Origin of the sequence: Coxiella-like endosymbiont (assembly GCF_002871095.1) — a bacterium.
Classification (GTDB): Bacteria; Pseudomonadota; Gammaproteobacteria; order Coxiellales; family Coxiellaceae; genus Coxiella.
Genome location: NZ_NSHJ01000080.1, coordinates 1 through 17,601, shown reverse-complemented (window position 1 = coordinate 17,601; position 17,601 = coordinate 1). Strand labels below are relative to the sequence as shown.

Genomic DNA, 17,601 nt, shown 5'->3' with positions numbered 1-17,601 from the left:
CCTAGAAAATTATTTTCGATAGATTATTTTTAATATACTGATTGTTAAATGTTTTTAACACGGAAAGTTAAAATATAAAAAATTATTCATTACTAAAATATTCAACGAAAATTACGTTTTTTAAAGTTTTAAATTGTAACTTATAATAATTGATAATTTTTGTCTTAACACAATATTACATTTAGCACTTATTATTTTCGTGCCCATATTCAGTATAAAAATAAATATATTTAAGTATAAAAAAGTATTTAAAATTTATTAACCAGAAATTTTTTATCGTTTAGCTGAGAAAAATATCGATTTATTTAGATGGTTTTGAGTCCGTCATCAATTTTATTTTTGAGATTTTATTCGCTAATTTGATCAATTGATTCGCCATACAAACTACTACTTCACGACCTCTTTACTAAAAAGAGGCTAGTGTTTACAAAATAACAATTAAAGAGGCTTCAATATAATTGAAGTATTGTTAAAAGATAAGTAAAATTCTTATAAATTATTATTGCTATAAATGGGATATTATTTTTTTATGAAGATATACTGGAATTATTAAATTTAGATAAAATCATATGCAAAAAGAGATCCTCATATTTCCGGTATATTGAGAAGGTGATTTTATCGCACAACGATATGAGACCTTTCATACTCCGCTTAATCACTTATGTTAAATTATTATATTTATAGAAAAAAACTTGTTTAATGCGATCTATTCTTAATACAACAATAGGGGTAGGTGTACATGAATTCATCACTATCATAAATTCATCACTAATAATAGTATAGATACAAGTATCACTATGTCTATATCCTATAATATAGATATAGGATATAGATATAAGCATCATTCAGCACAATTAGAACAAGCCATGTTCCTAATTCACAGTAATAAATCAGCTATCTAAGTTTTGAATCGTTACTCAATTGGCTTTAAGCAAAGTGAGTTATAACTCACTTATTCAGTATGAACAATAAGTATAAAAGTGTAATTCTTGTTACCTCTAAAAAATTTAGGTGAGGGTAGATGGCTGTCTTTACAATATGTTTTAAACACTTTGTGTAAATGTTGACTGGCATTTTTTTAAATTATTTTAAGAAAAAACTTTTAAAAAAATAGTTAAATATCAATACGTGCACAGACCTGCTTTATGGCATCGATAGTAATGTCTTTTAATTCTTCAATTACGGAGTACTCAATATTGAGTGGTGGCAACCAATAAATAGTATTTCCTAGAGGACGTAGTAAGGCACCTAATTTTATGGCTTCTTTATAGATCTCATACCCCAGTTGAGGACAAGCAGGATGATAACGTAAATCGGCTGCTACTATGGCGCCAATGTTTCGGATATTCATTAATTGACCTGTTTTTTCAGAAACAATATTCATATTTTTATGTAAAATTTCACTAAGAGAAGCGGCTTTTTCACATAGATTTTCTTTATAAATAGTTCGTAAGGTAGCGAGGGCAACGCTAGCTCCTAATGCGTTTCCTGAATAAGTATGGGAGTGGAGAAAAGCTTTTCCAGTTTGATAATCGTCGTAAAAATAGTTATACATTTCCTCATGCGTTAAAACTGCACTGAAAGGCAACCAACCTGAAGTAAGACCTTTTGACAGACAGACAAAGTCGGGGATAATTTGAGCGTGTTCGCAGGCTAACATCTTTCCAGTTCGTCCTATACCCGTCATTATTTCGTCTGCAATTAAATGAATATTATGTGTTTTAGTCCATTTAGAGAGTCGGGCTAAAAAATCTTGGCTATAAATTTTCATGCCAGCTGCTCCCTGAACAATGGGTTCAACGATAACAGCTGTAGTGCTTTCCACATAGGGTTCAAGTAAATGTTCAATCACGTTCCATTGCTGGGTGCAATCATTCCATTCATCAACGGTAATATTAGACACGTAAGGAATCTCAGTAATCAGAAAAGGTTCAAATAACATGGCTGTATAGGGAGATCGATAGAGCCCAAGATCACTCACACTAAGAGCACCTGCAGTTTCTCCATGATAACTATTTTTTAAAGTAATAAACTTTGTGCGTTTTTGATTGCCAGTAATAGTCCTTGAGTGTAGGCTCATTTTCATTGCCACTTCAACAGCACAAGAGCCATCTCCTGTATAAAACACTTTACTTAGGAAGGGTATCAGTGTAGCTAATTGCTGAGAGAGTTTGACGATAACTTCATTAGTTGTATTTGCTAAAATAACATGTTCAAATTTTTCTAGTTGTTGTATTAAAGCTGTTTTTAACGATGGATGGTTGTGCCCCAATGATTTACACCACCAACTAGAAATAGCGTCAATTAATTTTTTACCATTTTGAAGCTCAATGTGACTACCCGAAGCGCTTTTAATCACTAATGGCTTAAATGCTTCGTAATCTTTCATTTGTGAACAAGGATGCCAGATATGTTTAAGATCTAGTAATTGAAGAGATTCCATATTTTTAACTCATTCATTATTTTGGGTTAGTTGACTAATTTGAAAGACTATTATAAACTTTTTATCTTCAACAATAAAAAAGGTTGTTTATATGCAAAAAGAAGCTTGGAGTAAAGAGTCTATCTCTCATTTATTTGAGTTGCCATTTTTTGAACTGCTTTTTAAAGCTTACAGTGTGCATCGAGCGAATTTTGATATCAAAGAAATGGAATTTTGCACTTTATCAAGTATAAAAACTGGAACTTGTCCGGAAGATTGTGCTTATTGTACTCAAAGTGGTCATTATAAAACTGACCTTAAGCGAGAAAAATTAATTGATATTAATTCGGTTATTGAACAAGCTAAATTAGCTAAAAAAAATGGTGCTCAACGGTTTTGCATGGGTGCAGCTTGGCGTAGCCCACCAAAAAAAGAGCTGCCAAAGGTCCTTGAAATGATTAAAGAAGTTAAAGCATTAGGCTTAGAGACCTGCGTAACGTTGGGAATGCTTGATAAAGATCAAGCCCATTCTTTAAAAGAAGCCGGCTTGGATTTTTATAACCATAATTTAGATACTTCTTCTAATTTTTATCAAAAAATTATTACTACTCGGACTTATCAAGATCGAATCGATACTTTAAACAATGTAAGAGAGGCGGGGATTAATATTTGTTGTGGTGGTATTTTGGGAATGGGGGAATCACGAGAAGATCGAATTGAATTATTATTACAACTTAATCAACTGCCCGAGCCCCCAAGAAGTATTCCATTTAATCAGCTCATTCCTATGAAAGGTACACCTTTAGAAAAGGCAGAACCGTTAGATTCCTTCGAATTTATAAAAACCATTGCTGTAGCTCGACTTATATTTCCTAAATCAATAATTCGATTATCTGCGGGACGTGAAGCAATGACTGATGAATTACAAGCTTGGTGCTTTATGGCTGGAGCAAATTCAATTTTTTCTGGGGATAAATTATTAACAGCAAAAAATCCAGGACAAGATCGTGATTTTCATTTACTAAATCGATTAGGTGTTAAGATTCCTTTTCAAGCACAAGTGTAGCTTGTGCTCTGCTTATGCTAGTTGCTAAATTGAAAAACAAACTAGATCGATATATAGCAAATTCACTTGTAAGAAACCGTTTTGTTATTACAGAACGAGCACACAATAATGTGATCAAAGTTAATAATCAGTATTGTATTAATTTTTGTAATAATGATTATTTAGGTTTGGCCAATCATCCAGCAGTAAAAGAAACTTTTATTGAAGCAATTCAACTCTATGGAACTGGAAGCACTTCTTCAGCAATGGTATCAGGGTATTATAAACCTCAAGAAAAATTAGAAGAAAAATTTGCTGAGTTTTTAGTTCGAGATCAAGCAATTTTATTTAATTCAGGGTATATGGCAAATTTAGGAGTTATTACTTCTTTAGCAGCGCGTAAGGATGTTATCCTTTCAGATAAGTTTTGTCACGCTTCTTTACTGGATGCTATTCAATTATCAAAGGCTCAGTATTCTCGTTTTAGACATAATGATTTAAAACATTTCAATTATCTATTACATTTAAAAAAACCTAATATTCTAATTACAGAAGGTATTTTTAGTATGGAAGGTGATTTTTCACCTTTACAGGCTATGAATCAGTGTATTAATGGAAAAAATATTTTATTTGTTCTAGATGATGCTCATGGTATTGGAGTTTTAGGGAAAAATGGAGGAGGAAGTTGCGAAAAGTGGGGATTGACTCAATTAGAAATTCCCTGCCTTATAACTCCTTTAGGAAAAGCATTTGGTAGTTCGGGTGCTATTGTTTCGGGTAGAAAAGATCTTCTAGAAAGTATTTTACAATTTTCTAAAAGTTATCGTACTACTACTGCTTTACCACCCGCTCTTTGTATGGCTGCTTTAAAATCGTTAGAAATTGTGCAAATGGAATATTGGCGGCGAGAACGACTCAATGAACTAATTCATTTTTTTATACAACAAGCAGAAAATAGAGGTCTTAAGTTAATATCTAAGGATGAAACACCTATTAAATGTTTGCTTGTTGGAGACAATGAAAAAATTCAATGGATTCAAAAGAAAATGTTAGAAAAAGGCTTTTTCATTTCCTGTATTCGTCCTCCGACTGTGCCTAAAGGTACTGCAAGAATTCGAATTTCTTTAAATTGCTTACATACTGAGGAGCAAATTATTCAACTTTTTTATCATCTTGGTTTTTTTCTATGTTAGTTCAATCTTCAATGGCATTTATTGGAGGATGGGGATTTAAGTCTGCTCTTTTAAGAGAGAGCAGTTTGTATTTAAAAGGGTCTTTTTTAATTGATTTACCTAATCTTGAAAAATTGACCTTGGAGAAAGTTAGTTACAATTTATCCTGTTTGTTACCGAATAATATTACGTTAATAGGATGGTCTCTAGGTGGGTTAATTGCAATCTTATTAGCTGCTCAATTTCCAAAAAAAGTAAAAAAACTAATTTTATTTTCAACTTCTCCTTGTTTTATTCAAACAAAAGGATGGTCAGGGATTTCTTTAGTAGAAGCCAATAAATTTATTAATTTAGCAGAGAAAAATTTTAATAGTTTATTCAAATATTTTCTCTCTATAGTCAACTATCCAAATAAGATACTTTATTATAAAGACTTACTCAATAAAAATTCCCTAAACTTTGAAAAATATCAAAATTTTTTATTTAAGTATTTAAAAATTTTATTCAAATCTGATCTCAGAGAGGCTTACAAAAGCATTAAAATACCGCTCTTTTATCTTTTAGGAGAGCAAGATGTTATTATTAAATTACAATCTCAAGAGCTGTATGATTTAAATCCTAGCGCTATAATTCATCTCATTCCTGAAGCTGGGCATTTAGCTTTTTTAACACATGAAAATTATTTTTATACTCGGCTATTAAAGTTTATGAATTATGTTTAATGAAAAAAAAATACGTATACAACGTTCTTTTAATAAAGCATTTAAAACCTATGATGCATATAGTTATATATCGGCAAAAATTTGTAAAGAACTATTGATACAGTTAAAGAAAATACAACTTCATTATAAAGTGATTGCTGATTTTGCTTGTGGAACGGGAGTTAGCACACAAGAAATTAGTTCGGTCTTTTCATTTAAAAGTATGTATGCAATTGACTTCTGTAATAGTCTTTTGTATGAAGCTCAAAAAAAAATTAGAAATTCTAACATTATATTTATTTTAGGTGATTTTGATGATTTTTTGTTTTTTAAAAATTCACTGCAGTTAGCTTTTTGTAACATGGGGTTGCAATGGTCATTAGATTTAATGAATACGTTTAAAACATTTTCTTATCAATTGATTTCCTCGGGTATCATGGCTTTTTCGATTCCTTTACAAGGGACCTTTAATGAATTAGGAGAAAGGTCTCGGAATCAATTTTATTCATTAGAGATTCTGACAAATTTTTTGAAGGTAAGCGGTTTTTCGATTCTTTCTTATCAAGAAAAAGTTTTTATCGATGAATTTAAAACTTCACAGGAAGCAGTTCGTTCGATCAAATATATCGGAGCAAATTGTCTACTGCTAAGGAAAAAATCAGATTTATCACTTAAGCCAATTCTAAAATTTATGGATGAAGCAATAGTCAAGTTAACTTATCGGATTGGATTTTTTGTTTGTAGAAAAGATTAAATATGGTTATAAAATTTTTTGTTACTGGAACGGATACGAACGTTGGAAAAACTTATATAAGTACAGCCTTACTACGAACATTCACAACTAGAGGATTTTCTACCTTTGGTATAAAGCCTATTGCTTCCGGCTGTCAGAATATTAATGGTGTACTTCGTAATGAAGATGCTCTTGCTTTACAAGAGGCCTCTTCAGTAAAAAAACCTTATGAATACATTAATCCAGTAGCTTTTGAAGCGCCGATTGCCCCACATATTGCATCGCAATTGAAGAATGTTACTTTAACAACTAGCGTATTACTAGAAAAAATAAATAAATCACTTTTAATTTCCAGCGATGTGTGTATTATTGAGGGAGTAGGAGGATGGTTTGTGCCGTTGAATAATCAAGAATCAATGGCTGATCTTGTAAAATTATTAAATATTCCTGTTGTCTTGGTGGTTGGAATTAAATTAGGTTGTTTAAATCATACTATTTTGACTGTAAATGCAATAAATCAAATGAAAATTCCGCTTATAGGGTGGGTGGCAAATTGTATAGAATCGCAAACAATGGTAATTCATGAAAATATTCAAACGTTAAAAACGTGGATAAAAGCACCTTTTATAGGTATTATTCGTTACGGAGAGAATCCACAAAATCACCTTTCTCTTCAACCACTATTAAATTTTTTTAAAAAAAGAAGTTTATTGTTGTCTCATTAATATATATAATGAGTTAGATAAATCTGGGGAAAAATTGAATATCATTAGGGGGGGATATTTATTAAAGTAGTGTTACCGGAAGAAAATGCTTTTTTAAATCCATCAGTTAATTTAAGAATTAACTTTCCTTGCTCATTAATTCCAGCTCCAATACCTTGGAATTCTTTTTGGCTTGATTGAAGCCTTAAAAATTTATTAAAAAGATAATCTTTTTTTTGCCAGGGATTTTGAAAGAAGCTAAGGCCTTGTTTTTCAAAAGTTTTTATATAATGTAATAGATCATTAATTAATGCCGTGCAAAGCTTATTTCTATCGTAATAAGTTTTAGTTAAATTTATTAAGGATGTCCAATTCTGATTGATTTTATGGTTAGCATCGTTTTGCATATTAACATTAAGGCCAATACCAATAATAACAGAACAGAATCTATTGGTTTCTACTTGAATTTCAATTAAAATACCAGCTAGTTTCTTATTATCACATATAATATCATTTGGCCATTTAATGAAAATGGGTAATGATAAATGAGAAATTGTTTCAATAGTACGACATACCGCAAGCCCGCATACTAAGCTTAAACCGGCTAGCTCACTAATATCTTTATTAAAAGAATATCTTAATGATAAATAAATATTTTGCCCAAAGGGAGAATACCAAGGTCGGTAAAATCGGCCTTTACCTTTTGTTTGCATCTCTGCAATACAGATTCCCAGCTTATTTGGATGAGATACTGTTTTTAAAAAATTATTAGTAGAATCTACTTGTTCCAATGAGTCAAGGAGAATTGATGTTTTTCCTAAAGTACTAATGATTTTTTGTTTATCTAATAAAGTTAATGGTTGAATTAAAGAATACCTCTTAGTTTTTAGAGATTTTATTGGAATTTGATAGCTATTTAATTTTTTGATGGTTTTCCATAATACTGCAGTGTGACCAGTATGCAATTTCTGTTTCATTAGGGTTCCATTATGAAATTCCCTATTATTTAGTAACTTACTAATTTAGATAAATAATTATTTCAATATTTCATAATTCGTAATTTTATAAATCCATATTGTACTCTGTGCTTGATAAGTATCAAGGCTATCATCTATCCTGATAGCTATTTTTTTAGTATAGTTATACTGATGATTATAAAGCCTTTTGCTTTTTATGTTGGCTTACGTTACACATGTGCTAAGCCTCGTAATCATTTTATCTCGTTCATCTCTCTTACCTCTATACTGGGAATTGCTTTAGGCGTTGCTGTATTGATTGTAGTTTTATCTGTAATGAACGGATTTGATTATGAGATTCGAACTCAGTTTTTTACAATCGCACCTGAAGTTACGATCTTGTCAGCTCAAGATATTTCTGAGACTTGGGTGTCTTTACAAAAGACGATTAATACTAACGCGAATATTATTGCTTCAGCTCCTTTTGTCACGGGCATGGGCATGTTGAGTAATAAAGGACTAGTTAGTGCAGTAAATGTTTTAGGAATCTTATATTCGCAAGAAATAGAAGTCTCAAAGCTTGATCAAAAAATGGTGCAAGGGCATTTAAACAGTCTAGTTGCAGGAAATTATAATATTATTTTAGGTCAAAAATTAGCAAACCAATTAGGTTTATCTCTCGGAAATAAAGTTAGCTTATTTACTCCTCAAGCTACAAGAACATTGCTTGGGGTATTTCCTCAATTTCGCCGTTTTACTGTTAGTGGGATTTTTAGTGCAAAAAGTGGTTTTGATTTTGATACGGGAATTGCTTACATTAATATGATTGATGGTATGAAACTATTCCCTCAAGGGATAAGCGGATTACATGTGAAAATAAAAGATATCTATCAAGCGGGAGTTGTCTCTCGGGAATTGCAAAATACTCTACCAAATGGATTTATAGTAACAAATTGGACGGAGCAGTTTGGTTCATTTTTTAATGCTATTGGTATGGAAAAAACGATCATGTTTGTCATTTTATTATTAATCGTTGGGGTAGCCGTATTTAATTTAGTTTCAACACTGGTGATGGTGGTCAATGACAAACGAGCTGATATTGCTATTTTACGAACGTTAGGAGCGAGTCCTCGTACTATTATGTCAATTTTTGTTATCCAAGGAGCCATAATTGGTTTAATTGGTACGTTAATTGGCGTAATCGTAGGAGTTATTTTAGCATGGAACGCAACGGCTATTGTTAATTTTGTGCAAAATCTTTTTCATGTTGAGTTTCTTAAAAGTTCAGTCTTTTTTGTTAATTTTCTTCCTTCTCGATTGCAATGGTTGGACGTTTTCAACATTTCTGTTATTGCCTTCTTATTAAGTCTGATTGCAACTATTTATCCAGCTCTTATTGCTTTTCGAACAGAACCAGCGGAAGCCTTACGATATGAATAAAGAAACATCAGTCATTCGTTGTGAGAAATTGAGTAAGACTTATTTCGAAGAGACATTACAGGTGTCTATTTTAGATAAGGTTAATTTTTCTGTTGCACCAGGGGAGAGTGTAGCGATTTTAGGTGCTTCAGGAGTAGGAAAATCTACTTTTTTACAATTATTAGCTGGTTTAGATAAACCAACAACAGGGAAAATATGGGTAGGAGGTAAAAATATTAATCGTCTTACAGAGCGAAAAAAAGGGTTATTACGTAATCGATATTTAGGATTTATTTACCAATTCCATTATTTATTGACGGAATTTAATGTGTTGGAAAATGTTTGTATTCCCTTGCTTGTTCGAGGCATGAAACCTAAGCTCGCAAAAGAAAAAGCCATCGCTTACGTTGAAAAAATTGGATTAATTCATCGACAAAAATATCAAGTTGGAAAATTATCGGGAGGAGAAAAACAACGTATTGCTATCGCACGAGCTTTAGTAACAGAACCTCGTTGTGTACTCGCCGATGAACCCACAGGAAATTTAGATGAAAAAACTGCTGATCAGGTGGCTGATTTAACTTTACAACTAAATCGTTCTCTCAATACAAGTTTTATCATCGTAACGCATAACCGTCTCTTATCCGCAAAAATGGATCGAATCTTTTTACTGGAAAAAGGCCATCTTTACATTCAAGAGAAATAATTCAAGTAGTCTAGCCGTTATTTTATTGATCATTATGAATGGAGGTGGGTGGTAAACATATTTTTTTAGAGATTTTTTAGAGAATAGAGTATATCAATATTTCTTTTTTATATACCATATGGATGCTAAGATTTAAAAAGAATAAATTAAAAAGATATCTTTATTTAAGTTTAAAAATACAGCGTAAGAAAAAATACCAACAGGTATTTAAGAGTATGAAGAGTGAACAGAGAGTGAGTTGATGAATATAGTAATTCTAGGAACCCAATGGGGGGATGAAGGTAAAGGTAAGATTGTCGATATGCTCACAGATAAGGTTGCGGCAGTGGTTCGTTTTCAGGGTGGTCATAATGCAGGACATACTTTGATGATCGATGGTAAAAAAATAGTTTTACGTTTAATACCCTCGGGAATTTTACAAAAAGATGTTCTTTGTTTAATCGGAAATGGAGTGGTTTTATCCCCCGAGGCATTAATGGAAGAAATCCAAGAACTAGAAGTGAAAGGGATTCCAGTAAGAGATCGACTTAGAATTAGTGCCGCTTGTAATTTATTGTTGCCTTACCATATTGCACTCGATAAAGCACGTGAAACTGTGTTAGGAAATAAAGCTATCGGTACCACTGGTAAAGGTATTGGCCCCGCTTATGAAGATAAGGTGGCTCGAAGAGGAATTCGAGCAATGGATTTGTTACATCCTGATATCTTGTTAGAAAAGATCAAAAAAGCTACTACGTATCATAATTTCCAGTTGGAATATTATTCACAAAAACCTATTGATTGTGTAGAGATTTATGAGCAATTAATGGAAATAAGAGATAAAATAAGACCAATGATTGGAGATGTAACTGTGTTATTATTTACATTACATCGAGAGAAAAAAAATATTATTTTTGAAGGTGCACAAGGTTACTTGTTAGATGTAGATCTTGGAACTTATCCGTATGTTACTTCTTCAAATACCACAGTAGGAGCAGCTGCTACGGGTAGTGGTTTTGGCCCTCTTTATTTTGATCAGGTATTAGGAATTACAAAAGCTTATGTGACTCGCGTTGGTTCCGGACCTTTTCCAACAGAATTAAAGGATGAAAATGGGGTAAAAATGGCAAAGGGAGGAAAAGAATTTGGCTCAGTGACGGGGCGTCCTCGGCGTTGTGGTTGGTTTGATGTAATTAGTATGCGCCGATCCATTCAAGTAAACAGTTTGACAGCCATTGTGTTAACTAAATTAGACGTATTAGATCAGTTTGAAACTATTCGTTTGTGTACAGGTTATCTCTGTAATGGAGAATTACTCCATGAGTTTCCTTTTGATCAATTTTTGTTAGAAACTTGCGAGCCCATTTATGAAGAAATGCCTGGATGGCAAACTTCCACTTATGGACTTACTAATTATAATCAAATGCCTATAGAAGCCCGTAATTATATTGCACGTATTGAAGCGTTATTAGAGGTTCCTGTTAGTATGATTTCTACAGGTCCAGAACGAAAGCACACTATTGTACGTAAAAAAATTTTTCAATCAAAAGAAGTCCGTATTTTCCCCCCTTTTTTACGTGGAAAGAGTAACCCTTAACTTTTCTTCTTCCGTATAGTATACGGAGAGATTAAGAGGAGGACAGAATTGCTTTTATAAAAATTAATTTATTAATCAATTAAAATAATGATCGATAAGTAGAGTTGTAAATAAAAGCATCAAGTATAAAATACTGTATCGAAAAACTCGAATCGATATTGTGGAATCATTACTCACAAATAAACGAATCGCCCAATAAATAAAACCTAAATTTAAAAAACAAACACTAGAAAAATAGATCCATCCTGATATTCCCATCAGGAAAGGTCCTGAGCTAATGACGGCAAGCAGCAGGGTATAAAATAAAATGTTTAATTTGGTATAAGGAATACCGTGAGTGTTAGGTAACATAGGAATATTTGCTTTGGCATAATCATCTATACGGTGAATGGCAAGTGCCCAAAAATGTGGAGGAGTCCAAATAAAAATAATTAGAAAAAGGATCACACTAGATAGATTGATGTGCCCTGTGACCGCTACCCCTCCTAATAAAGGAGGGGTAGCACCTGCTAATCCTCCGATAACAATATTCTGTGAAGTGAGATTTTTTAAATAAAGTGTGTAAATACCCGCATAGCTAATAAGTGTGGCAAAAGTTAAAAGTGCTGTAAATAAATTAACGAAACTGATCAAAATTGCCATAGAGAAAACACTTAAAATGATTGCAAAAATAATTGCATTTTGCCGACTAATTCTGCCTTGTACGATAGGACGACAGCTAGTTCGATGCATTAATTTATCTAGATGCTGCTCTAAAATTTGATTCAACGCAGCGGAAGAAGAGGCAGCAAGGGCGATTCCTAAATTACCAAATAACAAAATACGCCAGGATACGATACCGGGACTAGACAAACACATTCCCACTAGGGCTGTTAATATTATTAATAAAACGATACCTGGCTTACATAATTTAAGATAATCTCTCCAAGTAACGTGAATTTGAATAAGCGGAGCTATTTTAATATCTGTTTTCACTAGGAGTGGATATTTTTGAGTGATTTATAATGTTTTCGCAACTTTTTTAATCGTTTATCGATTCGGGTTCGTTTTAATGATGACAAATAGTTTAGAAAGATGATACCGTTTAAATGATCTAATTCATGTTGAATGCATTTTGCCATAAATCCATCGGCTTCTAATTCTAGTAATTTTCCATAACGATCTTGCGCACGTACTTTAATTTTAGCAGCGCGAGTGACTTTTTCAAAGGTACCTCCACCAACTGACATACACCCTTCTTCTTCTGCGTATTTTCCTACGCGCTCAATAATTTCTGCATTCACTAGACATAGAGGTTGATTTTTTTCTAGAGAAAAATCAATAACAGTGATGTGTTTTGGGTTTTTTAAATCTAGTTGAGTAGCAGCTAGGGCTGCACAATTTTGAGTGTTGTAATGAGTTAAAAACATCTCATCGATGATTTTTTGTAATTCATCGTCAAAGGTTTCCACTCGTTTTGCTACGGTTTTTAAGGCTGGATTTGGATACTGTAAAATTTTAAGCATTTTTCTACCTTATGAGTTTTACCGAGGAGAGGATTTGAACCTCTACGGAGTTGCCCCCACAAATACCTGAAACTTGTGTGTCTACCAATTTCACCACCTCGGCATGTGGCTTAAAACTTTATCGGGCATCCCAGAAAATGTCAAATTAAGTAAGGAGTTTTTGGTTATCTCAATTTTATCTCAGACAATAGACTAGAAGCATATCGTGTAGATAATAGAAGTCTTAGAGCTTGGATTTTTATTAGGTTACTATGTATAAATTTGTATTTATAGTTGATTATTAGGTTATTTAGCTTATTATAGTCTCCAGTCGATTTTTTCACGGCCCATTTCACCTAATAATTTATTGGCTTTAGAAAAATGTTGACATCCGAAAAAACCTCGGTTCGCCGAAAATGGTGAGGGATGGGAGGCTTTTAAGACTTGGTGTCGAATATTAGTGATCAAACTAGATTTTTGTTGTGCATAAGCCCCCCATAAAAGAAATACGATTCCTTGAGGATGATCGTTTAAACTAGCAATCACATGATCAGTAAAACGATGCCATCCAATAGAAGCATGAGATTGGGGTTTACCTGCTTCAACGGTTAGAGCTGTATTTAACAATAATACCCCTTGTTTAGCCCATTTTTCTAAAGTTCCTTGAGAAGGGATAGAAACGTTTAAATCCTCATGTAATTCTTTAAAGATATTTTGGAGAGAGGGTGGAAAGGTGGCAACACTGGGACGTACAGAGAAGGCCAGCCCGTGGGCTTGATTAGGTCCGTGATACGGATCTTGTCCTAAAATAACTACTTTAATTATCTCGTAAGGTGTTAATTTGAATGCATTAAAAATATCTTTTTGAGGAGGGTAAATAGTTTTCCCCGCTTTACGTTCTTTTTTGATAAACTCTAAAATAGCTTGAAAATAAGGTTTTTGTTTTGTTTTGTTGAGAATAGTTTTCCAGGTAATTGTATTAGTCATAGTGATTATTGCTTATTCATCGCTGATGATAGTTATAGGTTCTCTAAAGCCAAATTTTTTAAGTTTTTTATGAAGATAATTGGACTCACTAATATTCGTTATGGGTCCAATTTGGACTTGATAAATAGGTAATTGATTATAAATTTTTTTTAAAATAAGAATAGGTTTTATTATATAGGCGCTTAATTCTCTTTTTAAGATTTCAGCATCTGTGGCTTTCCGAAAAGCTCCTAATTGTAAAAATAAATGAGAGGAATGAAGGGAATGTAATATAGAGGTAGAGGATTTTTTCAGTATTATTGATTGAGTAGAAGTGTGGTGATAGACATCTATCGCTTTAACTTCTACAAATGCAGTCCCTTTGTTGGCATAACCTAATTTTTTAGCTGCTGCATAGGATAAATCAATAATACGATGTGAAGCAAAGGGACCTCGGTCGTTGATTTTAACAATGACAGAACGACCGTTACTTAAATTAGTAACTTGTACGAAACAAGGAATAGGTAAAACAGGACTGGCTCCAGTCATTGCCAGCATATTGTAAGGCTCTCGTGTTGAAGTTAATTGTCCGTGAAATTTGGTCCCATACCATGAGGCAATACCACGTTGTACATATCCATGTATAGTTTTTAAAACTTGGTAACGTTTTCCATGAACCACATAAGAGGATGGATTGCCGTATTTGCTAAGTGAAAGAGGTTGAGGTTTTGCATTAGGAATTTTACTAACGTCCACATAATATCGTGGAGGACCATCTTTTGTTTGAGAAACGCATCCTGAAAACAGAATAAGCAAAACACTAATAAAAATTGTAATACTAGAACGAAATAAAAAAAACCTCATGAGACTTACGGTCCTTCGATTTTTAAATATAAATTTTTAGATTTAAATTCAGTATATCTTAACGAAGTTTAAAAATTCTGCAAGAATAATTGATTACAATATGAATAATCAATATGATAATATGAATAATATAAAAATAGTGTATGGAATCCATTCTGTACAAGCTCTTTTAGAAAGAGCGCCTCACACTATTATTAATTTGCATGTGCAACAAAATCGGGACGATCAACGTTTAGAACCCCTTATCAAAATAGCAGAAAAAGCAGGTGTAATTATTCAATATAGTTCTCACAAGGAACTAAAAATTTTTGGTAAAAAACATCAAGGAATCATTGCTCAATGTAGAAATTTTAAAAGTCTTTATGTAAATGCATTGCAAACTGTAATAAAAAATTGTGAAACTTCTACATTATTATTAATTCTCGACGGAGTAACAGATCCACATAATTTAGGTGCTTGTTTTCGAAGTGCTGAAGCGTTTGGTGCCCAGGCTGTAATCGTACCTAAGCATTGGGCGGTTGGAATAACACCTGTTGTTCGTAAAGTAGCATGTGGTGCGGTTGAAAAACTTCCTTTTATTCGTGTAGTGAATTTAGCACGTACTATTCGTTGGCTTCAAGAACAAGGAATTTGGATCATTGGGACTGCAGTCGATGCAGCTTTGAATCTTCAAGATATTGATTTAAGTGGAAATATAGCTATCGTTTTGGGTAGTGAGGACAAAGGAATACGTCATTTAACAAAAGAATATTGTGATTTTTTAGCACAAATTCCTCTGCGGGGTAGCATAAAAAGTTTAAATGTTTCTGTGGCGTGTGGAATTTTTTTGTACGAAGTAGAACGACAACGGATGCTTATTAAATAAGGTCTCATTAAATAAGTTATTGAAATAAGTTATTGGATAAGAGTAATCATTAAGCTTAATAAATTATTTTTTAACCTATTAATTTTTAATTAAGGTATCTTTCTTCTTAGTGAATATATTTAAATTGGAGATTGAAGTTTTTTAACAATTTGTTGAGGGTTAAATTAACGGCTGGTTGTTAACGATTAACTTATAGAGAGTTACAACATTATGATGATTATGATATAGTTTAATAAACTTTTAAACAATAATAAATTTTAAAATTTATGACAGTAGCACCAATAAACACCATAAAAAATTTAAATTGACAACAATGATTACTCAAGTTCAGAAAAGAGTTCTTGAGCTTTTAATTTTTTTTATTCGATTGCTGAAAAGGAGAATGTTTGTAAAGTTTAATGCCATAGCTAGTTATTGTTTTCAAGTCTCTTTTTTTGATTTTTTTTGATTGTTTTTTGTGATAAAAATTGGTAAAATCATTTAAGTTTTATTGCACTTTGTTTACTCTCTCAAGAGTAATATTTTTCTAATGTTTTTTAGACAATTTTTTGATTTGAAAATCTAATTTTAAATTACTACTACATCAAAAAGTGTTGATGTAAGAGAAACGTATCCAGTTAAGTGTTTCTTGAAAATATTGTAAATTATTATTAAGCGGATCATGTAATTGCTAATCAAAAAGTAAAATATATTCCTTTTTTTCTCTTTCTATCTTCATCTTTGAATAGATTTGATTTTTTTAAATTTTTTTACCGTTTAGTATTGTTTAGTATTTGTTAATTGTAAAATTTAGCATCCATGGAAAAAAAGTTATAATGAGTCATACCGATATCTTATAAAAAATGTTATTGATTTTTTAATTTTTTTATAATTTTTTTTAAAAAGCTTCTTTCTAATCAGCTTTAATCTTTGTAAGCGTATAAGAATTAAAGGTTTTTGAGTCAATTAATAGAATGATCATTATTGATGTAAGTTATTTTTCATAACAATTAATAAATTATGAGAATTGATAGTATCAATTTGTATCAATTGTAAATTAATTATTTTTAAAAAGGAGTTAAAAAAACGAATTATACCTTTGATTTAGTAGCTCATTTATTATATTGATTAAGTGTTTTTTTAAAACTTCAATTTTTTAAAATAATTTTTAAAAAATCATACAACTTATACAGATCTCTCTCGGGATTTATCACTATATTAAATCATTATTCATTTTTTTAATATTGAATTATAGCTAAAAAATGATAAGTATTAATAATACCAGTAAAATTAGTTAAATAATAGTGTTTATATTACTTTTACTGGGTAACGTTTTATACGCATCAAACATTGATAATTTAGTGCTCTTCCTGATTTAGGTACCATGCTTAAAATAGTTGCTTCAAAAACGATAGGTAGAGTTACAAACATAGTGTTTAATTTTCAGAATATTTCAATAAGTAATGCAATAACTAGAAAATTAACTTTTTTTAAAAAATATCATACACTTTGACGTTAAAATTAGATAACAAAAGTTGGTCTAGTAATAAATCAAAACAACTATTACAAGCCTAAAATATTAATTGTATTCCTGAGATTCTTGATAAGGTTTGAGATTTACAAATACAATCAGAGTATTTTAAAGGATCATGAATGTATTTTTAGCGAGTTACACCTCATAAAATCTACATAAACTTTAATTCTCCATAAAACAAATATGGGATTTTTGGTAATTCACAGACTGTTAAGTAATAATCAGATTTTGCTATCTCCATTCTCTTCGATGAGAGGGCAGTTATAAGATATGCGTTGTTAAAATTCATGACATTGAGATAAAAGAATTACGATGCAAATTAATTTCCATAATTTGTTTTATTAAAATTTTAATAATAGTAATTAAAAATAGTAATTAAATTTTAACTCACTAGAATATGAAACCTATTTATAATTTGACAACGATATTTAATCAACTCTGAATAATATAATAACGTTAGCTTATGAGTGTATTC

The 17,601-nt window shown here is 31.6% G+C and carries 15 protein-coding genes and 1 tRNA gene; 9 read left to right on the top strand and 7 right to left on the bottom strand.

Annotation, left to right across the window (positions count from 1 at the left end; all coding sequences use genetic code 11):
- Positions 1-1,114: 1,114 nt before the first annotated feature.
- Positions 1,115-2,443 (bottom strand): adenosylmethionine--8-amino-7-oxononanoate transaminase, encoded by a 1,329-nt coding sequence (gene bioA, locus CLERM_RS00850; RefSeq protein WP_102156719.1) that lies wholly within the window; start codon positions 2,441-2,443, stop codon positions 1,115-1,117.
- Positions 2,444-2,534: 91 nt separating this feature from the next.
- Between bioA and bioB the strand changes: the two genes are divergently transcribed.
- From bioB to bioD, 5 genes are read left to right on the top strand one after another with little or no spacing between them, the layout of a single operon-like run.
- Positions 2,535-3,488 carry a biotin synthase BioB gene (gene bioB, locus CLERM_RS00845; RefSeq protein ID WP_102156718.1) on the top strand — a complete coding sequence of 318 codons (954 nt, stop codon included), beginning with the start codon at positions 2,535-2,537 and terminating at the stop codon, positions 3,486-3,488.
- 14 nt (positions 3,489-3,502) lie between these two features.
- The gene (locus CLERM_RS00840; RefSeq protein ID WP_102156717.1) at positions 3,503-4,660 is read left to right on the top strand and encodes an aminotransferase class I/II-fold pyridoxal phosphate-dependent enzyme; all 1,158 of its coding nucleotides are present in this window, start codon (positions 3,503-3,505) and stop codon (positions 4,658-4,660) included.
- Positions 4,654-5,361: an alpha/beta fold hydrolase gene (locus tag CLERM_RS00835; RefSeq protein WP_102156716.1), complete on the top strand. Its 708-nt coding sequence runs from the start codon at positions 4,654-4,656 to the stop codon at positions 5,359-5,361. The genes CLERM_RS00840 and CLERM_RS00835 overlap by 7 nt, the downstream gene beginning before the upstream one ends.
- Positions 5,354-6,094 carry a methyltransferase domain-containing protein gene (locus tag CLERM_RS00830; protein ID WP_102156715.1) on the top strand — a complete coding sequence of 247 codons (741 nt, stop codon included), beginning with the start codon at positions 5,354-5,356 and terminating at the stop codon, positions 6,092-6,094. Before CLERM_RS00835 ends, CLERM_RS00830 begins: the two co-directional genes overlap by 8 nt.
- 2 nt (positions 6,095-6,096) lie before the next feature.
- Positions 6,097-6,798: a dethiobiotin synthase gene (gene bioD / locus CLERM_RS00825; RefSeq protein WP_236905134.1), complete on the top strand. Its 702-nt coding sequence runs from the start codon at positions 6,097-6,099 to the stop codon at positions 6,796-6,798.
- A gap of 44 nt (positions 6,799-6,842) precedes the next feature.
- Here the strand turns inward: bioD and CLERM_RS00820 are convergent, their stop codons facing one another.
- A complete protein-coding gene (locus CLERM_RS00820; RefSeq protein WP_236905133.1) occupies positions 6,843-7,754 on the bottom strand; it encodes a biotin--[acetyl-CoA-carboxylase] ligase in 912 nt (303 codons plus the stop codon).
- A 174-nt stretch (positions 7,755-7,928) separates the two neighbouring features.
- Between CLERM_RS00820 and CLERM_RS00815 the strand changes: the two genes are divergently transcribed.
- From CLERM_RS00815 to CLERM_RS00805, 3 genes are all read left to right on the top strand, one after another.
- Complete coding sequence (locus CLERM_RS00815; protein WP_102156721.1) at positions 7,929-9,173, top strand: lipoprotein-releasing ABC transporter permease subunit; 1,245 nt, start codon at positions 7,929-7,931, stop codon at positions 9,171-9,173.
- Complete coding sequence (locus CLERM_RS00810) at positions 9,166-9,858, top strand: ABC transporter ATP-binding protein (RefSeq protein WP_102156714.1); 693 nt, start codon at positions 9,166-9,168, stop codon at positions 9,856-9,858. Before CLERM_RS00815 ends, CLERM_RS00810 begins: the two co-directional genes overlap by 8 nt.
- A gap of 241 nt (positions 9,859-10,099) precedes the next feature.
- Complete coding sequence (locus CLERM_RS00805) at positions 10,100-11,434, top strand: adenylosuccinate synthase (protein WP_102156713.1); 1,335 nt, start codon at positions 10,100-10,102, stop codon at positions 11,432-11,434.
- A gap of 75 nt (positions 11,435-11,509) precedes the next feature.
- Here the strand turns inward: CLERM_RS00805 and cyoE are convergent, their stop codons facing one another.
- From cyoE to CLERM_RS00780, 5 genes are all read right to left on the bottom strand, one after another.
- Complete coding sequence (gene cyoE / locus CLERM_RS00800; protein ID WP_102156712.1) at positions 11,510-12,409, bottom strand: heme o synthase; 900 nt, start codon at positions 12,407-12,409, stop codon at positions 11,510-11,512.
- A complete protein-coding gene (gene def / locus CLERM_RS00795; protein ID WP_102156711.1) occupies positions 12,409-12,939 on the bottom strand; it encodes a peptide deformylase in 531 nt (176 codons plus the stop codon). Before def ends, cyoE begins: the two co-directional genes overlap by 1 nt.
- A gap of 19 nt (positions 12,940-12,958) precedes the next feature.
- Positions 12,959-13,042 (bottom strand) — tRNA-Leu (locus tag CLERM_RS00790).
- A gap of 194 nt (positions 13,043-13,236) precedes the next feature.
- Positions 13,237-13,914 (bottom strand): uracil-DNA glycosylase, encoded by a 678-nt coding sequence (gene ung, locus CLERM_RS00785; protein ID WP_102156710.1) that lies wholly within the window; start codon positions 13,912-13,914, stop codon positions 13,237-13,239.
- A gap of 3 nt (positions 13,915-13,917) precedes the next feature.
- Positions 13,918-14,748 (bottom strand): septal ring lytic transglycosylase RlpA family protein, encoded by an 831-nt coding sequence (locus CLERM_RS00780; RefSeq protein WP_102156709.1) that lies wholly within the window; start codon positions 14,746-14,748, stop codon positions 13,918-13,920.
- Between the two features lie 100 nt (positions 14,749-14,848).
- Here CLERM_RS00780 and rlmB point away from each other — a divergent pair, with 100 nt between their 5' ends.
- Positions 14,849-15,613, top strand: coding sequence for a 23S rRNA (guanosine(2251)-2'-O)-methyltransferase RlmB (gene rlmB, locus CLERM_RS00775; RefSeq protein ID WP_201797241.1), 765 nt, complete (start codon positions 14,849-14,851; stop codon positions 15,611-15,613).
- Positions 15,614-17,601: the final 1,988 nt, after the last annotated feature.